This is a genomic window from Bradyrhizobium sp. U531 (assembly GCF_051710265.1).
In the GTDB taxonomy this organism is placed as follows: domain Bacteria; phylum Pseudomonadota; class Alphaproteobacteria; order Rhizobiales; family Xanthobacteraceae; genus Bradyrhizobium.
Map to the genome: position 1 here is coordinate 137717 of NZ_JASVEN010000001.1, position 23906 is coordinate 161622.

At 65.0% G+C, this 23906-nt stretch carries 14 protein-coding genes; 13 read left to right on the forward strand and 1 reads right to left on the reverse strand.

Going from position 1 to position 23906, the window contains the following annotated elements:
• The first annotated feature begins 85 nt into the window (after positions 1 to 85).
• The 8 genes from msrB (at position 86) to QRQ56_RS00640 (ending at position 12224) form a co-directional block, all read left to right on the forward strand.
• Positions 86 to 598, forward strand: a complete 513-nt coding sequence (msrB, locus tag QRQ56_RS00605) for a peptide-methionine (R)-S-oxide reductase MsrB (RefSeq protein WP_438736804.1) — start codon at positions 86 to 88, stop codon at positions 596 to 598.
• A gap of 270 nt (positions 599 to 868) precedes the next feature.
• On the forward strand, positions 869 to 3130 hold the full coding sequence (locus QRQ56_RS00610) for a flagellar hook-basal body complex protein (protein WP_438736806.1): 2262 nt from the start codon (positions 869 to 871) through the stop codon (positions 3128 to 3130).
• 34 nt (positions 3131 to 3164) lie between these two features.
• Positions 3165 to 5048, forward strand: coding sequence for a flagellar hook-associated protein FlgK (gene flgK / locus QRQ56_RS00615; protein WP_438736808.1), 1884 nt, complete (start codon positions 3165 to 3167; stop codon positions 5046 to 5048).
• A gap of 21 nt (positions 5049 to 5069) precedes the next feature.
• Positions 5070 to 6977 (forward strand): flagellar protein, encoded by a 1908-nt coding sequence (locus QRQ56_RS00620; protein ID WP_438736809.1) that lies wholly within the window; start codon positions 5070 to 5072, stop codon positions 6975 to 6977.
• Positions 6978 to 7048: 71 nt separating this feature from the next.
• Complete coding sequence (locus QRQ56_RS00625) at positions 7049 to 7834, forward strand: hypothetical protein (protein WP_438736811.1); 786 nt, start codon at positions 7049 to 7051, stop codon at positions 7832 to 7834.
• On the forward strand, positions 7824 to 9473 hold the full coding sequence (locus QRQ56_RS00630) for a hypothetical protein (protein WP_438736812.1): 1650 nt from the start codon (positions 7824 to 7826) through the stop codon (positions 9471 to 9473). The genes QRQ56_RS00625 and QRQ56_RS00630 overlap by 11 nt, the downstream gene beginning before the upstream one ends.
• 1 nt (position 9474) lies before the next feature.
• Positions 9475 to 10728, forward strand: a complete 1254-nt coding sequence (locus QRQ56_RS00635; protein WP_438736814.1) for an ATP-grasp domain-containing protein — start codon at positions 9475 to 9477, stop codon at positions 10726 to 10728.
• The gene (locus QRQ56_RS00640) at positions 10725 to 12224 is read left to right on the forward strand and encodes a pyridoxal phosphate-dependent decarboxylase family protein (RefSeq protein ID WP_438736816.1); all 1500 of its coding nucleotides are present in this window, start codon (positions 10725 to 10727) and stop codon (positions 12222 to 12224) included. Before QRQ56_RS00635 ends, QRQ56_RS00640 begins: the two co-directional genes overlap by 4 nt.
• Positions 12225 to 12322: 98 nt before the next feature.
• Here the strand turns inward: QRQ56_RS00640 and flbT are convergent, their stop codons facing one another.
• A complete protein-coding gene (flbT, locus tag QRQ56_RS00645) occupies positions 12323 to 12763 on the reverse strand; it encodes a flagellar biosynthesis repressor FlbT (protein WP_438736818.1) in 441 nt (146 codons plus the stop codon).
• A 320-nt stretch (positions 12764 to 13083) separates the two neighbouring features.
• Between flbT and QRQ56_RS00650 the strand changes: the two genes are divergently transcribed.
• The 5 genes from QRQ56_RS00650 to flaF all read left to right on the forward strand — a co-directional run bounded on the left by QRQ56_RS00650 (position 13084) and on the right by flaF (position 23804).
• Positions 13084 to 15372 carry a DUF1522 domain-containing protein gene (locus tag QRQ56_RS00650; RefSeq protein ID WP_438736820.1) on the forward strand — a complete coding sequence of 763 codons (2289 nt, stop codon included), beginning with the start codon at positions 13084 to 13086 and terminating at the stop codon, positions 15370 to 15372.
• A gap of 358 nt (positions 15373 to 15730) precedes the next feature.
• On the forward strand, positions 15731 to 18019 hold the full coding sequence (locus tag QRQ56_RS00655) for a DUF1522 domain-containing protein (RefSeq protein ID WP_438736822.1): 2289 nt from the start codon (positions 15731 to 15733) through the stop codon (positions 18017 to 18019).
• A gap of 329 nt (positions 18020 to 18348) precedes the next feature.
• Positions 18349 to 20634, forward strand: coding sequence for a DUF1522 domain-containing protein (locus QRQ56_RS00660; RefSeq protein WP_438736824.1), 2286 nt, complete (start codon positions 18349 to 18351; stop codon positions 20632 to 20634).
• A gap of 215 nt (positions 20635 to 20849) precedes the next feature.
• Positions 20850 to 23141 carry a DUF1522 domain-containing protein gene (locus QRQ56_RS00665; RefSeq protein ID WP_438736825.1) on the forward strand — a complete coding sequence of 764 codons (2292 nt, stop codon included), beginning with the start codon at positions 20850 to 20852 and terminating at the stop codon, positions 23139 to 23141.
• Between the two features lie 294 nt (positions 23142 to 23435).
• Complete coding sequence (flaF, locus tag QRQ56_RS00670) at positions 23436 to 23804, forward strand: flagellar biosynthesis regulator FlaF (protein WP_008554779.1); 369 nt, start codon at positions 23436 to 23438, stop codon at positions 23802 to 23804.
• Positions 23805 to 23906 lie beyond the last annotated feature (102 nt).

Below are 23906 nucleotides of genomic sequence, written 5' to 3' on the forward strand. Positions count from 1 at the left end.
GGCTTAGAAAAATATCGCCTGGACGTGTAACGTCAGCCGTTAGAGCCCGTATCTCAGGGCGTGGAGCTCCCGCACGGAGAATGAGATGTTTGATCGCCGCATCCTGTTGACGACTGCCGCCGGCCTGTTCGGCCTTGGAGCCCTTCGCTGGCTGAGGGCAACGCCTGCCGAGGCCGGCCAGAAGGCCGCTCAGAAATTCGAGATCGAGAAGACGGACGCCGAGTGGCGCGCCCAGCTCACGCCGCAGCAATATGAGATCCTGCGCAAGGAAGGCACCGAGCGGCCGGGATCCAGCCCCCTCTTGAAGGAGCACCGCAAGGGCACCTTCGCCTGCGCGGGCTGCGACCTGCCGCTGTTTGCCTCCGATACCAAGTTCGAAAGCGGTACCGGCTGGCCGAGCTTCTACCAGCCGATCGAGGGCAATGTCGGCAAGACCGAGGACCGGACCTACGGCATGCTGCGCACCGAGGTGCATTGCCGCCGCTGCGGCGGCCATCTCGGCCACGTCTTCGACGACGGTCCGAAGCCGACCGGCCTGCGCTATTGCATCGACGGTTTCGGGCTGGTGTTCCATCCGGCCGCGGCGTCCGCGACGTGATGGATTGAGGTGTCATTCCGGAGCGATGCGTCAGCATCGAATCCGGAATCTCGAGGTTCCGGATTCGATGCTTCGCATCGCTCCGGAACGACGATCCTCCCCGGCAATTGTTGCCGGTCCCGGCAATTGTGCCCCGGTCACCCGACCGGGGCTTTTTCGTTAAGTCATTGATTTCGTGAAGTTACCCGCATTGGCATGGCCCTTGCGACTGTCTCCCCCGACTGCGGCCCTGGTCGACCGGCCGCCGAGATCGGATTTGGAGACAAAGTTATGGGTATCTTCGATGCAATGAACACCTCGGTGGGTGGCCTGCAGGCGCAGTCCTACGCGCTGCAGAACATTTCCGGCAACATCGCGAACTCATCCACCACCGGTTACAAGGGCATCGGCACCAGCTTCGTCGATCTCATTCCCGACTCCTCGGTTCCGAGCAAGCAGGTCGCGGGCGGCGTGACGGCCAATGCGAAGGCCACCATCACCACGCAGGGCACGATCTCGGGCTCCACCGTCGCCACCAACATGGCGATCACCGGCGACGGCTTCTTCTCGATCCAGAAGGCAACCGGCGTCGTCGACAACGTGCCGGTGTTCAGCGGCGTCACCTACTATACCCGTCGCGGCGACTTCCAGCTCAATGCCAACGGCAACCTGGTCAACGGCGCCGGCTATTATTTGATGGGCGTCACGGTCGACCCGAAGACCGGCAACCCAACCGGCAATGTGGCGAACGTCCTGAAATTCCAGAACAACTTCATTCCCGCCCAGGCGACCACTTCGATCCAGTACGCCGCCAACCTGCCGACCCAGCCGAACACGGCCGCGAGCTCGACCGCCGGGAGCGGGACGCTGCTGGCGGCCGGCGGCATCAACCCGTCGGATTTCTCTGCCAACCCGCTGCCGGTCGGCACGCCGCCCGCGCCTTACACCAACAACACCGCTTCGGGCGCCGCGGCCACGGGCAACGTCCGCTCGCCCTATTCGTCGACGACCAACACCGGATCGGTAGCTCTGCAGAACAACTCGTCGGCCGTGGCATCCACGACGACATCGCTGGATAATGCCCTCGGCACGCATCTGGCATCGAGCATCCTCACCGCGTTGAGCGGCCAGACGCTGACCATCAACGGCAGCAACACGATCACCTTCAACGCCGGCAACACGGTCACGCTCGGCACCAACTCGACCATCGGCCTGGGCGCCGGTACGCCGGCGACGGTCCAGGACATTCTGACCGCAATTCAGAACGCAGCCGGCCCCGGCGTCACCGCTTCGTTGAGCGCCAGCGGCAACATCGTGATTTCGAGCGGCACCACCACGGACGTGGCCGTGAACAGCGGCACAGCGGCTACGGCGCTCGGCATCACCAGCGTGACGCGCGGCGGCAACGTGCTGTCCTCGCCCGCCATCTCCGGGGCAACGCTGTTGAGCGGCAGCGCGACGGCCGGCGGCGCCCAAGTCCTCACCTCCGGCTTTTCGGCGGGCCCGCCTGCCGACACGATCACCGTCAACGGCCAGACGCTGACATTCATGGCTTCGGGCGCGAGCGGTCCGAACCAGATCAACATCACCGACAACATCACGACGCTGCTCGGCAAGATCGATGCGCTCTCCGGCGCCACCGGCTCGTCCGTCAGCACCAGCGGTGTGATCACGTTGAACACGGGCACCGTGTCAAACCTGTCGGTGTCCAGCTCGAACAGCGCCGCCTTCGCCGCGCTCGGCTTTACCTCCACCATCACCAAGAACCGTAACGGCGGCGGCACCGCCGGCACCGGCGGCGTTATCGGCAACGACATCGCGACCTTCACCAAGGAATCGATCAGCGGCGGCGCGGTGACCGCCTACAATGCGGCCGGTACGCCCGTGAACCTGCAATTGCGCTGGGCCAAGACCGACAGCGCCTCGCTGGGTGCAGGGCATTCCGACAGCTGGAATCTGTTCTATCAGACCGATCCGAATGCGACCGGCACGACGGTCGGCTGGGTCAATACGGGCCAGGCTTTCACCTTCGCTTCCGACGGCTCGCTGACCACGCCGAGCGGGTCGGGCATCACCATCAACAATGTCAGCGTCAGCGGCCAGTCGCTCGGCTCCGTCGCCTTCAACATCTCCACCGGCGGACTGACGCAATATGCCTCTACCAGCGGCGCGGTGACCATCAACACCATCACCCAGAACGGCTACGCCGCGGGCCAGCTTCGCTCGGTCGCCGTCAACAACAGCGGCCTCGTGGTCGGCACCTTCTCCAACGGCCAGAACCTGAACCTCGCACAGGTCTCGCTGTCGCATTTCAACGGCACCAATTATTTGAAGGCGATGGACGGCGGTGCTTATGCCGCGACCGACCAGTCGGGGCCCGCGATCGACGGCGCATCGGGGAGCATCAGCGGCTCGTCGCTGGAAGGCTCGAACACCGACATCGCCGACGAATTCACCAAGCTGATCGTGACCCAGCAGGCCTACTCGGCCAACACCAAGGTGATCACGACCGCGAATTCGATGGTGCAGGACCTTCTGAACGTGTTGCGCTGATCGGCGCGCGACGTAACCAAAGGCGGCAAGTAACATGGGTTTGAGTTCAGCCCTCGCCAGTGCGATGAGCGGTCTGCGTGCCAACCAGGCCGCGCTCTCGATCGTCTCCTCGAACGTCGCGAATGCGCAGACGCCGGGTTACGTCGCCCAGAGCGCGAACCAGATCGAGGTCACCACCGGCGATTTCGGCTCGACGGCGATGACGACCGGCGTCAGCCGGGAGCTCGACACCTTTGTACAGAACCAGCTGCGCACCGAGACCGGCGGCGGCGGTTACGCCGACCAGATGGCCAACATCCTGAAGCAGCTTCAGAGTGTCTATGGCACGCCCGGCAACAGCGGCACGCTCGAAACCGCGCTGAACAACTTCACCACGTCGCTGCAGGCGCTGTCGACCAGCTCGGGCGCGTCGTCGGCGCAAACGGTTGCCCTCGGTGCGGCGCAGGCGCTGGCCACGCAGCTCAACGTCACCACCAAGGGCATCCAGTCGCTGCGCTCCAACGTCGAGCAGGATCTCGGCACCTCGGCGCAGGCCGCGAACGCTGCCATGCAGCAGGTCGCCACCATCAACTCCAAGCTGCAGGGCCTGTCGGCAAACGACCCCTCGGCCGCGACGCTGATGGACCAGCGCGACCAGGCCATCAGCACGTTGTCGAAATATGTCGACGTCCGCGTCACCACCGACGGTTCGAACCAGGCCAACATCTATACGACGACAGGCATCCAGCTCGTTGGTGCCGGGCTTGCCTCGCAATTCACCTTCGCGTCCGCAGGCGCGATGTCGGCGACATCGCTGTACAACACCGATCCCGCCAAGTCGGGGGTCGGCGCGCTCAACATCGTGCTGCCGAACGGCTCGAAGGTCGACGTCGTTGCCAACAACGTGGTCTCGTCGGGCCAGATCGCGGCCGATCTCAAGCTGCGCGACCAGACGCTGGTGCAGGCCCAGAACCAGATCGACCAGCTTGCCGCGACGATGTCGAGCGCGCTCTCCGACAAGACCACTGCCGGCAGCACCGTCTCCGGTCCGCCGGCAGGCTTCGATGTCGACCTCGCCGGTGCGCTGCCGGGCAACACCGCCACCTTCACTTACACCGACACGGCCACCAACACCCAGCGTCAGATCACGTTGGTGAACGTGACCGATCCGGCGGCGTTGCCGCTGCAGAATGCGACCAACGCCAATCCGATGCAGATCGGCGTGAATTTTTCCGGCGGCATGGGCGCGATCGCCTCGGCGCTCAACACCGCGCTTTCGACCTCGCATCTCAGCTTCTCTGCGGCGCCAGCGCCGGCGAACGCCACGACGCTGCGGGTTACGGACGACAATTCCGGTCTCGCCAAGGTCAACTCGGCCACGACGAGCAAGACGATTTCGTCGCTGACCTCGGGCAATCCGCAACTGGCCGTGTTCACCGACGGCGGGCAGGCGCTCTACACCGGCGCGATCACGTCGTCGGGTTCGCAGCTGACCGGCCTTGCCGGACGCATCAAGGTGAACACGCAGCTGGCCGCCGATCCGACCAGGATGTCGGTCTACAACACCTCGCCGGTGACGCCCTCCGGCGACACCACGCGTTCGGACTATCTCTACTCGCAGCTCACCTCGGCGGTGTTCTCCTATTCACCGCAAAGCGGTCTCGGCTCGGCCAACCAGCCCTTCACCGGCAGCGTCTCGAACTATTTGCAGCAGTTCCTGAGCATCCAGGCCAATGCCTCGACCCAGGCCACCCAGCTCCAGCAGGGTCAGAGCGTCGTGGTCTCGACGCTGCAGGCCAAGTTCGACTCGACCTCCAAGGTCAACCTGGACTCGGAGATGTCGAACCTGATCCAGCTGCAGAATGCCTATGCCGCCAACGCCCACGTCATGTCGGTGGTGCAGAGCATGATGAACACGTTGATCCAGGCTCAATTGTAACCAGTAACAGGGCGCTGAAACATGTCGATCAGCAGTATCAATTACTCCTCGTCGGTTCTCGGCGCGCAGATCCGCAACATCAACCAGCAGCTCACCGATCTGTCGACGCAGCTCTCGACCGGCAAGCTGTCGCAGAACTATTCCGGAATGGGGACCAACGAGGGCTTCGCGATCGCCGGGCGCGCGCAGCTCTCTAACATCGCCGCCTATACCGACACGATCACCAACGTCAATGTCAGCATCAATCTCTCCAACACCGCCTTGCAGGCGCTGACCAAGATCCGCAGTACCGTGCAGACGGGCGCCGCCAACACCGCGCAGGATCTCAACGTCAACGGCCAGACCATCGCGCAGAATACCGCCGCGGCCCAGTTCGGCTCGATGGTCGGCGTGCTCAACACCCAGACGGGCAACCGCTATCTGTTCTCCGGAACCGCCGTCAACACGCAGTCGGTCGCCGATGCCGGCGACATCATCAACGGCACCACGACGCAGGCCGGCTTCAAGACCGTGATGGCGGAGCGCCAGGCCGCCGACCTCGGCGCCAACGGCATGGGGCGGCTGGTGCAAACGCACGTGACGCCGAGCGCGGTGGTGCAGGTGTCGGAGGACGTCGCAGGCTCGCCGTTCGGGCTCAAGCTCAAGGCGGCGTCCTCGACGCTGACGGGCGCGACGGTCACGGGCCCGAGCGGCTCACCGGTGTCGTTCTCGGTCGATCTCAACGGCAACAACCCCGTCAACGGCGACAAGCTGAGCATTCAGTTCACGCTGCCGGACGGCTCGACCGAGCAGATCGACCTGACCGCGTCCACCGCGACGCCGACGCCGCTCGGCAGCTTCGCGATCGACCCCGGTCAGCCCAATGCCATTCCGCCGGTCGCGCCCGACCCGAACATCACCGCCTCGAATCTCAACACGGCGCTGAACACCGCGATCAAGAAGCTCGCGGGCACCTCGCTGGTCGCGGCGTCGGCCATGGCCGCCGGCGACAATTTCTTCAACACGGTGGGATCGGCGATCGCGAACCAGCCGGCGGTGAATCAGGTCGTGCCGCCGGCTCCGGCGACCGGCGCGACGACACTGTCCGGCACCAGCGGCTCGGATTCGATTTCGCCCGGATATGCCGCCGGCGACACCATCACCGTCAACGGCACCACCATCACCTTCGTCAATTCGGGTGCCACCGGCAACCAGCTCAACGTCGATGACAGCATCCAGACCCTGCTCGGCAAGATCGATCAGATCACCGGCACGTCGAAGCCGTCGACCATCAGCGTCGGGGTGATCACGATCAACACGGACGATCCCGGAAGTCTGAACATCACGAGCTCCAACGGCACGGCGTTCGGGAAGCTCGGCTTCACGTCCGCTCCGGTCACCGCAGCGACGCCTCCCTTGCGCGTTCCCCAGCCGGCGAGCTCGGCGACGACCCTCGTCAACGGCTCCGCCACGACAGTGAAATGGTACCTCGGTAACGACGGGCCGGGCTCGGCGCGCTCCACCGCGATGGCGCGGGTCGACGATTCCGTCACGGTGCAGTACGGCGCGCAGGCGAACGAGGACGCGATCCGCCGCCAATTGCAGGTGACCGCCGTGTTCGGCACCTTCGCGACCTCGCCGACCGGGCAATATTCGGGCGGACAGGTCTCCGCGCTGAGCCTGCGGGTGACGCAGGCGCTGACCCAGCAGCCCGGTCAGCAGCGCATCGAGGACATCCAGACCGACATCGCGATGGCCCAGAACACGATGAAGGACGCCTCGACGCGCCAGACCCAGGCCAAGGCGCAGCTCCAGACCATCATCGACCAGGCGGAATCGGCCTCGCCCGACCAGGTCGCGAGCCAGTTGCTGGCGCTCCAGAACGCGCTCCAGGCCTCCTACCAGGTCACCTCGAACCTGGCGCAGCTCTCGCTCGTCAAGTTCCTGTAAGGAGACGTTAAGGCGCCGTTAACCATGCCTCTTTACCTCTTGGTGAGGATTGGAGCGGGGCGGAGCTGTCGATGTCGGACAAGATGCAATTGGTGGTGGCAACGCCGTGCTTCGGCGGGCAGGTGTCGAGCATCTATGCCAGCTCGATCTTCGCGCTGCAGCGCGCCGTGCACGGCATGTCCAATCTCGAGCTCAAGGTGCTGCTGCGGGACGGCGATGCGCTGATCACCCGCGCGCGCGCCAATCTGGTCGCGCTGTTCCTGGACGACCCCAAGGCCACGCATTTCCTGTTCATCGACGCCGACATCGGCTTCAAGCCGGAGCAGGTCTTCCGCCTGATCGAATGCGGCGCGGACGTCGTCGCCGGCTGCTATCCGATCAAGCGGGTCAACTGGGACAAGGCCGCGCGGGCGATCCAGTCGGGTCGCGCCGACGTGCCGGCCGCCTCGCTCGACTACGTGCTCGAGATCGAGGATCCCGACCGCATCGTCGTGGTCAACGGCTTTACCCGCGTGCGTTATGCGGGCACGGGCTTCCTGATGATCCGCCGCCACGTGCTGGAGGCGATGTGCCGGCACCCGAATTATGCGTCGCTGCAGTTCTTCCGCGAGCATTCGCACGACTCGCTGGTCGCGAGCCAGAACCGGTTCGCATTGTTCGAATGCATGATCGATCCGGCGACAGGCACGTATCTGTCCGAGGACTTCGCCTTCTGCAAACGCTGGACCGACATCGGCGGCGAGATCTGGGCCGACATCCAGAGCTCGCTCGATCACGTCGGGCCGTCGGTCTTCCACGGCGACATCGCCTCGCAATTCGCAGCCGTTCCCGCAGGGACGGCGGCCGATGCGGCGTGAGCCTTCCGGGATGAGCGCCGGCGCATCCCGTCTGTCAGGACTGGAGCGCGCCTCCGACGGCGGCTCGCGTTATCGCCTGCGCGATCTCTTCACGCCACTCGACACGCTCCTCGTCTCCGGCGGCGATCCGCGGCTGGCGCTCGATCCACGCGATCGCGTCAACGGCTATGGCTGCGCGGCCTCGCCGGAGCCGGAGATCTGGAATTTCGCATCATCGACCGCATCGACGATCTCGCAGGCTGCCTATGACCGTGCCGCGTTGGCGCGCGAAGAGTTGATGCACAAGTGCCTGTTCGACGAGGTCGAGATCGCCTTCGATGCACGCTGCGAGGACATGCGGGACGAGCTGCGCGGTCATCTCCAGCTGCCGCCGCGCGTCGACATCGTGTTCTCGCCTTCGGGTACGGATTCACAGCTTCACGCCCTGTTCCTGGCACGCGCGGTGCTCGGCGCGCCGCCGGTGACGATCGTGGTCGGCGCCGACCAGACCGGAAGCGGGACGCCCCATACTGCCCGAGGCCACCATTTCAGCTCCATGACGGCGAGCGGGCTTGCGGTTCGCAAGGACGGCGCGGTCGCAGGGCTCGCCGGCGCCAGTCTCGCATTGCCGCTGCTTGCGGTAGGGCCGGAGATCGCGATGCGCGCGGACGCCGATGCCGCTGTGCTGCAAGCGGTCGAGGCGACGATCGCGCAAGGGTCGCCCGTGCTGCTCCAAATCATGGACGCATCGAAGCTCGGCTGGCGCGCGCCGAGCGCGGCCTGCCTGGATGAGATCGCGCGGCGCTGGCCGCGCAAGGTCCAGATCGTCGTCGATGCCTGCCAGGCCCGGCTCGGCCGCCGCCGGCTGCGCGCCTATCTCGACCGCGGCTACATGGTGCTGACGACGGGCTCGAAATTCTTCAGCGGCCCTGCCTTCAGCGGCGCGCTGCTGGTACCGAAGGGACTGTCGCGGTCGCTCGACCGGATCGAGGGGATCGCGCCGGGCTTCTTCGACTATGCGGGCCGCTGCGATTGGCCGATGGCCTGGACGGCGCTGCGCTCGCGCTTCGAACGGCGGCCGAACTTCGGTCAATGGCTGCGCTGGGAGGCGGCGCTCGCCGAAATCGGCAGCTACTACGCCGTGCCCGGCGCATTCCGCGCCAGGGTGCTCGCCGAGCTCGGTGCCGGCATCGACAGCATGATCGCGTTGTCGCCGTCGCTTCGCGCCGTTCCAGCCGCGACCACCACCGCTGGCGCGGATGACGAAGAATTTGCACAAACCACGATCTTTCCGTTCATGCTGCTGCGCGACGGCAGACCGGTTTCGACGGCCGAGACCTCAGCCCTTCACCGGGCACTGGCGCGTGACATGAACGAGGAGATCAGCGGCAGCGCGGCGGACCGTCAGGTCGCCGCGCAGCGCTGCCTGATCGGCCAGCCGGTCCGTCTGGAGCGGCAGGACGGGGCACCGCAGGCGGTGCTGCGGCTTTGCGTCGGCGCCCGGCTCGTGACCGAGGCCTGGTCGCCGGATGCGGCAGAGGCCAGGCGCAACGTCCGGCACGTGCTCGATCGCATCGCCCATGTCCTGGTAAAGATCGAGCTGCTGCTGGACCGTGGCGCGGTCGCAAGCGCGCCGGTAAACTCCGCGTTCGAGGTGTGAGATGCAGCATCAGGTTTCCGCGCCGATCGGCATGACCGCGGCGAACTACGCCGATCGCATCGGCTTCGCGCAGTTGACGCGGCAGGCATTTGAAGGTGTTGATCTGCATCCGTTGCGCGACCATTTGCTGGCGCGGATCGCGGCGGGCACGGCGCATGCGGGCGAAGGGCTCGATCTGTCGTTGATCACGCAGCTTCTCGGCGACAAGGATCAGGGGCTTGCGATCCAGTCGGAGGTGCTGACCTTCCATCAATTGTTCCGCACGCCGAGCGCCGCTTCCAAGCCGGTCTTGCGCGTGCTCGCGCTCGCCGCCGACATCGACATGGGCGGCAACACGCCGATCGATTTTCTGCTCGAAGGCTCCGACATCGAGCTGCTGACGCTCTACGTGATTAAGGGCGTCGCCTTGCCCGAGAGTTTGCCCGAGCACGACGTCGCCATCGTGGTCGCCTCGGATTCCGAGGAATGCCGCGCGGCGCTCGCCTCGATCGAGAAGGCGGCGCCGCACTGGCCGCGCCCGCTGCTCAATCGCCCCGATCGCATCGGCAATCTCGATCGCGACAAGCTGCATCGGCTGCTCGCGGGTGTTCCGGGCCTCGACATTCCCGCGACCATCCACGCAACGCGCGCACAATTGTCCGATCTCTCCAGAGCGCAGATCGCCTGCAAGGATATCGCGGATGAGCTGCGCTTTCCGATGATCGCGCGGCCGCGCGGCTCTCATGCCGGCGTCGGACTCGCAAAGCTCGACGATGCGGCGGCGCTCGCCGCCTATCTCGCCGAGCGCGGCGAGCAGGACTTCTTCGTCGCGCGCTTCGTCGATTATGTCAGCCCCGACGGGCTCTACCGCAAATATCGTCTGGCGATGGTCGACGGCAAGCCTTACGCCTGCCACATGGCGATCGCCGACCGCTGGGACATCTGGTACCTCAACGCCTATATGGCGTTCAGCGAAGAGAAACGGGCCGAAGAGGCCGCCTTCATGCTCGACTTCGATCGTGCCTTTGCCGAGCGTCACAGACACGCACTCGACGAGATGAGCAAGCGCGTCGGTCTCGACTATTTCATCGTCGATTGCGCCGAGAACGAGAACCGCGAACTGCTGGTCTTCGAGGCCGACAACACCGCGGTCGTCCACAACATGGATTCCCCGGTCGTGTTTCCCTACAAGCCGCCGCAGATGCGCAAGATCTTTGCGGCGTTCTCGGCGATGCTGTCACGGCATGCAGGTGCGGGCGAGGGGAGCGCAGCATGAACGAGATCATCCGCAACGCACGAAGCTCCGTTGCGCGCACGTCGCTCGATCCGCAGGATTGGAGCGAATTTCGCGCGCTCGCCCATCGCATGCTCGACGAGGCGATCGACGGCATCGCTAATGTTCGGGCTCGTCCCGTTTGGCAGCCGATCCCCAATGACGCCCGCGCGGCGATGAAGTCCGACGTGCCGCGCGAGGCGAGCGATCTCGCCGACGTCTATCGCGAGTTCGCTGAAAACGTCGCGCCGTATGCGACCGGCAACGTCCATCCCGGCTTCATGGGCTGGGTGCATGGCGGCGGCACCGCGGTCGGCATGCTCGCGGAGATGCTCGCGGCCGGCCTCAACGCCAATCTCGGCGGACGCGACCACATGCCGATCGAGGTCGAGCGGCAGATCGTCGACTGGATGCGCCGCCTGTTCGCGTTTCCGGACAATGCCAGCGGCATCTTCGTCACGGGCACCTCGATGGCCAATCTGATGGCGGTGCTGGTGGCGCGCACGACCGCGCTCGGCACGCTGGCGCGGCAGCACGGCATCGGCAATGACGGCGCGTTGCTGACGGCCTATACGTCCCAGGTCGCACATGGCTGTGTCTCCAGGGCGATGGACATTGCCGGGCTCGGCACCGATGCGCTGCGCAAAATCGGCGTCGATGCCGATCATCGCATCGACGTTGCCGCGCTGCGCGCGCAGATCGTCGTCGATCGCGAGGTCGGCTTCAAGCCGTTCCTCGTCGTCGCCTCCGCTGGCACGGTCGACATCGGCGCGATCGACGACCTCAAAGCCGTCGCGGAGCTGTGCCGCGAAGAAGGAATCTGGTTTCACGTCGACGGTGCCTTTGGTGCGCTTGCGATCTTCTCGCCCGAGCTCGCGCCGCTGCTCGGCGGCATCGAGCTTGCAGATTCCATTGCGCTCGATTTCCACAAATGGGGGCAGGTGCCCTACGATGCCGGCTTCCTGCTGGTGCGCGACGACGAGCAGCATCGCCAGGCCTTCGCGCAGCCTGCTGCCTATCTCAGCCGCGAGGCGAGGGGACTTGCGGCGGGCGCGGTCTGGCCCTGCGATCTCGGCCCGGATCTGTCGCGTGGTTTCCGTGCGCTGAAGACGTGGTTCACCCTGAAGACGTTCGGCACCGAACGGCTGGGAGCCGCGATCGCGCGAAGCTGTGCGCTCGCCAAATACCTCGAAGCGCGCGTGCTGGCCGAGCCGCGGCTGCAATTGCTGGCGCCGGTCAACCTCAACATCGTCTGCTTCCGCTATCGTGCCGATGATGCGGTCAATCGCGAGATCGTCGCCGACATCCAGGAATCCGGAATAGCGGCGCCGTCGAGCACGACGCTGAACGGCAGGTTCGCGATCCGCGCCGCGATCGTCAATCACCGCACCGAGGAAGCCGACATCGATGCGCTGCTCGCGGCGGTGCTGGACTTCGGCGGCCGGCGGTGCGGCAACGATCTGATCGAGGTCGAGGCGCCGCCGCTCGCGGTGCAATAGCGCGCCTCGCATTCCCTGAAACGACAACGGCCCCGGAGTTGATCCGGGGCCGTTGTCGTTTGCGGGATGCGTCGTTCGCGTGGCGCGGCCGCCAATGGTCAGGCGGCGGAGCTCACGTCGTCCTTGTCCGCTTCCGCCTTGGGATGGGTGGCCTCGAACTGGCTCCGCAGCTTCTCTTCATAGGCGATCAGCTTGCGGGCATCCTTGAGCGCCCGGTAGAGGTCGCCGTTCAGGATGTTGTTGTTGATGCACTCGATGATCGGCCAGGCGCTCGGCACCGCGGTGACGATGTCGCGCACCAAGTTGAAGTAGGTGCCGTGCTGGGTCTGCGGATCGGGCGAGATGTACATCAGCTGGACCGCCAGATAGACGAGCTTGGCGGGCGTATCGGCGGTCTCCGGGGTGAGGATGTCGCGTTCGCGCAGGATCGGCACGTTGTCGCCGTCGATCAGGAGGCGGGCGCGCTGGTCCGTGTTGGTAATCACGCAGTTACCGACGATGATACGTTCGTGCGGTCTGAGCTCGACCTTGAGGGCCATGCCTGTTCTCCATCAACGCTTTCGTAACCGAGCGTTCGTTGCGGCCTATCAGAGCGCGATTCTCGCTCGTAACTAGTTAACGAGCTGTAAATTCACGCCATTCGCGCTGAAAAGCGCAGCAATTTCAATGGTTCGATCGTGTGGCGCCGCAACGATCCGCGCCGCTTGCGGGACCGAATCACGCGTGACCCGGCGAAAGCGCGGGTTTCATTTCATGTTTCGTTAGAGGTCTCGGCGCCACGGTCCGCCGGTCGCTGGGTCCATCTCGATCCAAGCAGACGTGTAACAGTAGCGTCGTTTACCAGAAAGGTAACAGAGTTATGTCAGGCATCGTCCTCTCCGCATCGGTTCGTCAGAACCTGCTTTCCCTCCAGTCCACCGCTGATCTTCTCGCCACCACGCAGAACCGTCTGTCGACCGGCAAGAGCGTCAACTCGGCTCTGGACAATCCCACCAACTTCTTCACCGCCCAGTCGCTCGACAACCGCGCCAGCGACATCAACAACCTGCTCGATGGCATCGCCAACGGCGTGCAGGTGCTGCAGGCCGCCAACACCGGCATCACCTCGCTGCAGAAGTTGATCGACAGCGCCAAGTCGATCGCCAACCAGGCGCTGCAGACCACCGTCGGTTACTCCACCAAGTCGAACGTCTCCGCCACCATCTCCGGTGCGACGGCCGCCGACCTGCGTGGCACGACCTCGTTCGCCAGCGCTACCGCCAGCAGCAACGTGCTGTTTAGCGGCGCTGCCGGCGGCACCACCGCGGCGAGCGGCACCACCACCCTCGGCGCCACCATCGGCTCCTTCACGGGCACGACGGCAACGACGGGCGCGGGCGGCACCACGGCCCTGACCGGCACCATCACGCTGATCGCGACCAACGGCACCAGCGCCAGCGGTCTCGCCGGCGTTGCTCAGCCCGCCGACGGCGACACGCTGACGGTGAACGGCAAGACCATCACCTTCCGTGCCGGCACCGCGCCCGCGGCGTCTGGTGTTCCGACCGGTTCTGGCGTCAGCGGCCATCTCGTCACCGACGGCGGCGGCAACACCACCGTCTATCTCGGCAGCACGGGTACCCCGGCGACGCTTGCGACCGTCAGCGACCTCTTGACCGCCATCGACCTCGCCAGCGGGGTGGATACGGTCTCGATCAGCTCCGGCGCCGCGACGATCACCAACAGCGTCGGCCAGACCTCCTCGAGCGTTGGCGCAAGCGCCGTCACGCTGAAGAGCTCGACCGGTGCGGATCTGAACGTCACCGGCAAGGCTGACCTGCTCAACGCGCTCGGCCTGACCTCGGCCGTGGGCGGCGGCAACGCCACCATCAACGTCAACCGGACCACGAGCTCGGGCTCGCTCGGTGCGGAGATTGCGGATGGCTCGACGCTGAACGTCAACGGTCACGTCATCACCTTCAAGAACGCGCCGATCCCGGGTTCGACCGGTGCTCCCAGCGTTCCGACCGGGTATGGTGCGAGCGGCAACGTCCTCACCGACGGCGCCGGCAACTCGACGGTCTATCTGCAGGCCGGCACGGTCAACGACGTGCTCAAGGCGATCGATCTTGCCACCGGCGTGCAGACCGCGACGGTCAACGCCAACGGCACCGCGACGCTCGCGACGGCCACTGGCCAGACCAACTCGTCGATCAACGCTTCCGGCCAGCTCAAGATCTCGACCGGCGTCAATGCCGATCTGTCGGTCACGGGCACCGGTAACGCGCTGAACGTGCTCGGCCTCGCCGGCAACACCGGGACTGCAACCGCCTTCACGGCGGCGCGGACCTCCGGCGTCGGCGGACTCAGCGGCAAGACCTTGACCTTCTCCTCCTTCAACGGCGGCACGGCGGTCAATGTCACCTTCGGCGACGGCACCAACGGCTCGGTCAAGACGCTCGATCAGCTCAACACCAAGCTGCAGGCCAACAACCTGACGGCGACGATCGACGCCAACGGCCTGCTGACGGTCTCGACCACCAACGACTACGCGTCCTCGACCATCGGTTCGAGCGCCGCGGGTGGTGCGATCGGCGGTACGCTGACCACGGCTCTGACGTTCTCGACGGCTTCCAGCCCCGTCCAGGACACGGTTGCCCAGACTTCGCGCGCGAACCTGGTCTCCCAGTACAACAACATCCTGAACCAGATCGACACGACCTCGCAGGACTCCTCGTTCAACGGTGTCAACCTCTTGAACGGCGACCAGCTCAAGCTGGTGTTCGACGAGACCGGCAAGTCGAACCTGAGCATCACGGGTGTGACCTACAACTCGAAGGGCCTGGGCCTTGCTGCGCTGACCAGCGGTGTCGACTTCATCGACAACGCTGCCACCAACAAGGTTTTGTCCAACCTGAACGCCGCGTCGAGCACGCTGCGCTCGGAAGCTTCGAGCCTCGGTTCGAACCTCTCGGTGGTGCAGGTTCGTCAGGACTTCAACAAGAGCCTGATCAACGTGCTGCAGACCGGTTCGTCCAACCTGACGCTGGCCGACACCAACACCGAAGCGGCGAACAGCCAGGCGCTGTCGACCCGTCAGTCGATCGCGGTCTCCGCGCTCTCGCTGGCCAACCAGTCGCAGCAGAGCGTGCTGCAGCTGCTCCGCTAAGTCGCGGACGACATCGCAAGCAAGATCAGGCGGCGGGGCTTCGGCCCCGCCGCTTTCTTTTTGGGCGGCATCAGGTTGCCGCTCGGCGACGTGCGGACGATGCGGTCGAGTCCAGCGAATTGCTCACTCTGAGTTATGGTTGACAAGTGGCAAACGCATCGCCGCTGCACCAAAAAGCATCATCTGATCATGACGATACGACGGAGCGCGATCCGACCTCGATTGCTCATATGGTGAATCCGCGCAAGGACTGCCGCGACACGCTTCATGCTTTGTTAGCCCCAAACGTTCACCGTCCCGGCATCGATTAATCCTAATCGAAGTTTTGTTGCGTTGCGTACCAGAAGGGTAACACTCAATGTCCGGTATCGTTCTCTCTTCGTCGGTTCGTCAGAACCTGCTTTCTCTCCAGTCCACCGCTGATCTTCTCGCCACCACTCAGAGCCGCCTTTCGACCGGCAAGAGCGTCAACTCGGCCCTGGACAATCCCACCAACTTCTTCACCGCCCAGTCGCTCGACAACCGCGCCAGCGACATCAACAATCTGCTCGATGGCATCGCCAACGGCGTGCAGGTGCTGCAGGCCGCCAACACCGGCATCACCTCGCTGCAGAAGCTGATCGACAGTGCCAAGTCGATCGCCAACCAGGCGCTGCAGACCACCGTCGGCTACTCCACCAAGTCCAACGTCTCCACCACCATCTCCGGTGCGACGGCGGCCGACCTGCGTGGCACGACCTCGTTCGCCAGCGCCACCGCGAGCAGCAACGTGCTGTATAGCGGCGCGGCCGGCGGCACCACCGCGGCGAGCGGCACCACCACCCTCGGCGCGACCATCGGCTCCTTCACGGGCACGACGGCAACGACCGGTGCGGGCGGTACCACGGCCCTGACCGGCACCATCACCCTGATCGCGACCAACGGCACCAGCGCCAGCGGTCTCGCAGGCGTTGCTCAGCCCGCCGACGGCGACACGCTGACGGTGAACGGCAAGACCATCACCTTCCGTGCCGGCACCGCGCCGGCGGCCACCGGTGTTCCGACCGGTTCTGGCGTCAGCGGTCACCTCGTCACCGATGGCGGCGGCAACACCACCGTCTATCTCGGCAGCACGGGTACGCCGGCGACGCTCGCGACCGTCAGCGACCTCTTGACCGCCATCGACCTCGCCAGCGGGGTGGATACGGTCTCGATCAGCTCCGGCGCCGCGACGATCACCAACAGCGTCGGCCAGACCGCCTCGAGCGTTGGCGCAAGCGCCGTCACGCTGAAGAGCTCGACCGGTGCGGATCTGAACGTCACCGGCAAGGCCGATCTGCTCAACGCGCTCGGCCTGACGACGGCCGTGGGCGGCGGCAACGCGACTGTCAACGTCAACCGCACCTCGAGCTCGGGTTCACTGGGCGCGACGATTGCGGACGGCTCGACGCTGAACGTCGACGGTCACGTCATCACCTTCAAGAACGCGCCGATCCCGGGTTCGACCGGTGCTCCCAGCGTTCCGACCGGGTATGGTGCGAGCGGCAACGTCCTCACCGACGGTGCCGGCAACTCGACGGTCTATCTGCAGGCCGGCACGGTCAACGACGTCTTGAAGGCGATCGACCTTGCCACCGGCGTGCAGACCGCGACGGTCAACGCCAATGGCACCGCGACGCTCGCGACGGCCACCGGCCAGACCAACTCGTCGATCAACGCTTCCGGCCAGCTCAAGATCTCGACCGGCGTCAATGCCGATCTGTCGGTCACGGGCACCGGTAATGCGCTGAACGTGCTCGGCTTCGCCGGCAACACCGGGACCTCGACCGCCTTCACGGCGGCGCGGACCTCCGGTGTCGGCGGTCTCACCGGCAAGACCTTGACCTTCTCCTCCTTCAACGGCGGCACGGCGGTCAACGTCACCTTCGGCGACGGCTCCAACGGCACCGTCAAGACGCTCGATCAGCTCAACAGCAAGCTGCAGGCCAACAACCTGACGGCGACGATCGACGCCAACGGCCTGCTGACGGTCTCGACCACCAACGACTACGCGTCCTCGACCATCGGTTCGACGGCTGCGGGTGGTTCGATCGGCGGCACACTGACCTCGGCGCTGACGTTCTCGACGGCTTCCAGCCCCGTCCAGGATACGGTTGCCCAGACTTCGCGTGCCAACCTCGTCTCGCAGTACAACAACATCCTGAACCAGATCGACTCCACGGCTCAGGACTCCTCGTTCAACGGTGTCAACCTCTTGAACGGCGACCAGCTCAAGCTGGTGTTCGACGAGACCGGCAAGTCGAACCTCAGCATCACCGGCGTGACCTACAACTCCAAGGGTCTCGGCCTCGCCGCGTTGACCGGTGGTGTCGACTTCATCGACAACGCCGCCACCAACAAGGTGCTGACCAACCTGAACTCGGCGTCGAGCACGCTGCGCTCGGAAGCTTCGAGCCTCGGTTCGAACCTGACGATCGTGCAGGTTCGTCAGGACTTCAACAAGAACCTGATCAACGTGCTGCAGACCGGCTCGTCCAACCTGACGCTGGCCGACACCAACGTCGAAGCGGCGAACAGCCAGGCGCTGTCGACCCGTCAGTCGATCGCGGTCTCCGCGCTCTCGCTGGCCAACCAGTCGCAGCAGAGCGTGCTGCAGCTGCTCCGCTAAGTCGCGGACGACATCGCAAGCAAGATCAGGCGGCGGGGCTTCGGCCCCGCCGCTTTCTTTTTGCTTGCTGCTTGTCGATTTCGAGAGGGCAGGTGGCGGTCGAAAAAGTAACCAGCGGTTATGGTTAATGGAGCGTAAGCGCGGAGAAATGCCAATGATTTCAGCTTGATTGCCGCGCTCACGCGCGCCGTCTGCGCGCTTATGGTGAACCGGCGCTTATGCCGACGATGATCGTTTCACCCTTTGTTAGCCATGTCACGGCACGCTGGCCCCGTCACTCGATCCAGAAGCGATCGAACGAAGACGCGTAAGCCAGAAGGGTAAGAGTCATGTCCGTTGTTCTCTCTGCGTCGGTTCGTCAGAACCTCCTCTCTCTCCAGTCCACCGCCGACCTCCTCGCCACCACACAGAACCGTCTGTCGACCGGTAGGAGCGTCAACTCGGCCCTGGACAATCCGACCAACTTCTTCACCGCCCAGTCGCTCGACAACCGCGCCAGCGACATCAACAACCTGCTCGACAGCATCGCCAACGGCGTGCAGGTGCTGCAGGCCGCCAACACCGGTCTGACCTCGCTGCAGAAGCTGATCGACAGCGCCAAGTCGATCGCCAACCAGGCGCTGCAGACCACGGTCGGCTACTCCACCAAGTCCAACGTCTCGACCACGATCTCCGGTGCGACCGCCGCCGATCTGCGCGGCACGACGAGCTTCGCCAGCGCGACCGCCAGCAGCAACGTGCTCTATAACGGCACGGCCGGCGGCACCACCGCGGCGAACGGCACCACGACCCTCGGCGCCACCATCGGCTCCTTCACGGGCACGACGGCAACGACCGGTGCGGGCGGCACCACGGCCCTGACCGGCACCATCACCCTGATCGCGACCAACGGCACCAGCGCCAGCGGTCTCGCCGGCGTCGCCCAGCCCGCCGACGGCGACACGCTGACGGTGAACGGCAAGACCATCACCTTCCGCGCGGGCACCGCGCCGGCCTCGACCGCCGTTCCCTCCGGTTCGGGCGTCAGCGGCCATCTCGTCACCGACGGCAACGGCAACACCACCGTCTATCTCGGCAGCACCGGTACGCCGGCGACGCTTGCGACCGTCAGCGACCTCTTGACCGCGGTCGACCTCGCCAGCGGCGTGGATACGGTTGCGATCAGCGCCGGTGCCGCGACGATCACCAACAGCGTCGGCCAGACTCCCTCGAGCGTCGGTGCGAGCGCCGTCACGCTGAAGAGCTCGACCGGTGCGGATCTGAGCGTCACCGGCAAGGCCGACCTGCTCAACGCGCTCGGTCTGAGCACGTCGACGGGTGCAGGCAATGCCACCGTCGAGGTCAACCGGACCACGACCGCGGCTTCGCTGGGTGCGACCATCGCGGACGGTTCGACGCTGAACGTCGACGGTCACGTCATCACCTTCAAGAACGCGCCGATCCCGGGTTCGACCGGTGCTCCCAGCGTTCCGAGCGGGTATGGCGCGAACGGCAACGTCCTCACCGATGGCAACGGCAACTCGACGGTCTATCTGCAAGCCGGCACGGTCAACGACGTGCTCAAGGCGATCGACCTTGCCACCGGCGTGCAGACGGCGACGATCAACGCCAACGGCACCGCGACGTTTGCGACCGCCACCGGCCAGTCGAACTCGACGATCAACACCTCCGGCCAGCTCAAGATCTCGACCGGCGTCAATGCTGATCTGTCGGTCACCGGCACCGGCAATGTGCTGAACGTGCTCGGCCTTGCCGGCAACACCGGCAACGCGACCGCCTTCGCCGCGGCCCGCACCTCTGGTGTCGGCGGCATCGCCGGCAAGACCTTGACCTTCACGTCCTTCAACAGCGGCACGGCGGTCAACGTCACCTTCGGCGACGGCACGAATGGCACGGTCAAGACGCTCGATCAGCTCAACAACAAGCTGCAGGCCAACAATTTGTCGGCGACGATCGACGCCAACGGCCTGCTGACCATCACCGCGTCCAACGACTACGCGTCCTCGACGCTGGGTTCGACGGCAGCGGGCGGCACCATCGGTGGCACGCTCACCTCGGCGCTGACCTTCTCGACGGCTTCCACTCCGGTCCAGGATGCGGTTGCCCAGACGGCGCGTGCCAATCTGGTGTCTCAGTACAACAACATCCTGAACCAGATCGACACGACCTCGCAGGACTCCTCGTTCAACGGCGTCAATCTCTTGAACGGCGACCAGCTCAAGCTGGTGTTCGACGAGACCGGCAAGTCGAGCCTGAACATCACCGGCGTGACCTACAACTCCAAGGGTCTGGGCCTCGCCTCGCTGACCGTCGGCGTCGACTTCATCGACAACGCCGCGGCCAACCGGGTGCTGACCAACCTCAACGCCGCCTCGAGCACGCTGCGCTCGGAAGCTTCGAGCCTCGGCTCGAACCTCTCGGTCGTGCAGATCCGTCAGGACTTCAACAAGAACCTGATCAACGTGCTGCAGACCGGCTCGTCCAACCTCACTCTGGCCGACACCAACGTCGAAGCGGCGAACAGCCAGGCGCTTTCGACCCGCCAGTCGATCGCGGTTTCCGCGCTCTCGCTGGCCAACACCTCGCAGCAGAGCGTCCTCCAGTTACTCAGGTAAGTAACTGACTTATCTAGCTAAATCGAGCGGCGGGGTCCCTGGCCCCGCCGCTCTTTTTTGCGTTTGGCGGCGGGCTGGGGCGTTCACCGGCCATTAACCCTATCCTTTAAACCGGCGTTAACCATACTTTAAAGGACACCTCCTAAGACTGGTCAAAAGCCCGCTTTGCAGACCGCGCGGCCGATTCGTATCCGGTTCAAGAGGAAGACTCGCCAATGTCCAACATCGTTCTCTCGGCGTCCGTTCGCCAGAACCTGTTGTCGCTGCAGTCGACGGCCGACTTGCTGGCCACGACGCAGGAGCGGTTGTCGACCGGCAAGAAGGTCAACACGGCGCTCGACAATCCCACCAACTTCTTCACGGCGCAGGGGCTCGACAACCGGGCGAGTGACATCAGCAACCTGCTCGATGGCATCAACAACGGTGTCCAGGTGCTGCAGGCCGCAAATACCGGCATCACTTCGCTGCAGAAGCTGATCGACAGCGCGAAATCGATCGCCAACCAGGCGCTGCAGACCACGGTCGGCTACTCCACCAAGTCGAACGTCTCCACCACCATTCCCGGTGCGACGCCCGCCGACCTGCGCGGCACCACCTCCTATGCCAGCGCGACCGCGAAGAGCAACGTGCTCTATACCGGTGCTGCCGGCGGCGTGACCCCGGTGACGGGAACCGCCGCGCTCGGCGCCTCGCTGGGTTCGACGGCCGGCGCCTTTACCGGTACGGCCGCGCTCGCGGCCGACGGCACCACCGCATTGTCCGGAACCGCGACACTGCTCGGCACCACCGCGTCCACCACGTTCGGGACCGCGCCCGCCGACGGCGACACCATCACGGTGAACGGCAAGTCCATCACCTTCCGCACCGGCATCGCGCCGAGCACGCAGCCGACGGGCTGGGGTCTCGACGCCAGCGGACACATCGCCACCGACGGCAACGGCAATTCGATCGTCTACGAGGGAACGGCGGCTGCTCCGGGCGCGACCATCAACGACGTCCTCAGCGCGATCGACCTCGCCAGCGGGGTCAAGACCGCAACCATCAGTGCCAGCGCGGCGACCATCGCCGTCAGCGGCGCGGCGGGTCCCGTCGGCACGCTGCAGGTGGCATCCTCCATCACGGCGGGTGCCGTGACGTTGAAGAGCTCGACCGGTGCGGACCTCAGCGTGACGGGCAAGGCCGATTTCCTCAAGGCGCTCGGCCTGACATCCGCGACCGGCGCGGGCAACGCGAACGTGACCGCGAACCGCTCGACCACCGCGGGCTCGCTCGGCACCCTGGTCCAGGACGGCTCGACGCTGAACATCGACGGTCACACCATCACCTTCAAGAACGCGCAGACGCCGCAATCGGCGGCGAGCGTGGCCAACGGCTATGGCGTCAACGGCAACGTCGTCACCGACGGCAACGGCAATTCGACGGTCTATATCCAGAGCGCGACGCTCACCGACCTGCTCAACTCGATCGACCTTGCCACGGGCGTGAAGACTGCCAGCATCTTCAACGGCGCAGCGGCGCTGCAGACCACTGCAGGCCAGATTCCCTCGTCGGTCAACAGCAGCGGTCAGCTTGCGCTGTCCACCGGCATCAATGCCGACCTGTCGATCACCGGCACCGGCAATGCACTGAGCGCGTTCGGCCTCAGCGGCAACACGGGGACGGCAACCGCCTTCACCGCCGCGCGAACCTCCGGCGTGGGTGGTGTCAGCGGCAAGACGCTGACCTTCTCGTCCTTCAACGGCGGTACGCCTGTCAACGTCACCTTCGGCGACGGCACCAACGGCACCGTCAAGACGCTCGATCAGCTCAATGTGCAGCTGCAGGCCAACCATTTGACGGCGACGATCGACGCCAATGGCGTGCTGACGGTGACCACCGTCAACGAATACGCCTCCTCGACCCTCGGTTCGACTCTCGCTGGCGGCGCGGTCGGCGGTACGCTCACCGGCGTGCTCGCCTTCACCACCGCGCAGCCGCCGGTTCAGGACCCCGTCGCGCAGACGGCGCGTTCGAGCCTGGTCAGCCAGTTCAACAACATCCTTGCGCAGATCGACACGACCTCGCAGGACTCCTCCTTCAACGGCATCAACCTGCTCAACGGCGACACGCTGAAGCTGGTTTTCAACGAGAACGGCAGCTCGACGCTCGGCATCAACGGCGTCGTGTTCAACGCGGCGGGCCTGGGCCTCAGCAATCTCGTTCCCGGCACGGACTTCATCGACAACGGCGCCACCAACAAGGTGCTGGCCAGCCTCAATGCCGCCTCGAGCAGGCTGCGCTCGGAAGGCTCCTCGCTCGGTTCGAATCTCTCGATCGTGCAGGTGCGTCAGGACTTCTCCAAGAACCTGATCAACGTGCTGCAGACCGGCTCGTCGAACCTGACACTCGCCGACACCAACGAGGAAGCGGCGAACAGCCAGGCGCTGTCGACCCGCCAGTCGATCGCGGTGTCCGCGCTGTCGCTGGCGAACCAGTCGCAGCAGAGCGTGCTGCAGCTGCTCCGTTAATTTCGCGAGCCAGGTTCGCTCTTCAAGATTTCGCGGCGGGGCTAACACCCCGCCGTTCTTTTGAGGGAGATCGCTAAGACAAGATTAGCTGAGATCGACACGCATCGCGCGAGGTGCGTTTACATCATGCATGTGTGGATCTAGCGTTGCGCCGACGAAGAGCTCCGTAACCCGTAATTATCCGGAGTGCTTCCAAGCACAACACGTAAGCAAATCTTAAGCGGTGCTGCCTAGGGTTGGGAAAGAAATCCTTAAGCGCTTACAACGCGCTAGGTAACCTCCAGGGTGTGATTGATGTCGAATTCCGCTGCCTCGGCTTATGCGCGTGTTGCAACGACCACCGCATCTCCTCGCGACATCGAGGCGCAGACCCTGCTGAAGGCCGCGAACAAGCTCCAGGATGCGGTGAACAACGCCGATCCGCTGAGCGAGCAGACCATGCAGGCCCTGATGTTCAACCGCAAGCTCTGGACCATCTTCCTGAGCGAGGCGATGCGCGACAACAACCCGCAGCCGATCGACGTTCGGCAGAAGATCGCCAACATCAGCGTGTTCGTGCTGAGCCAGACCGCCGCGCTGCAGATGAGCCCGCAGTTCGATCACTTCCGTCCGCTGATCGAGATCAACCGCAACATCGCTGCCGGCCTGTCCGGTCGGCCGTGACGGCGGCGCGTGATCGCAGCATCACGGGCACCCCGGACCTGTTTTCATTCGGAAACACGAATTTCGCGCTGACCGGTGTCGGTCAGACGCAGGGCGTCGTCA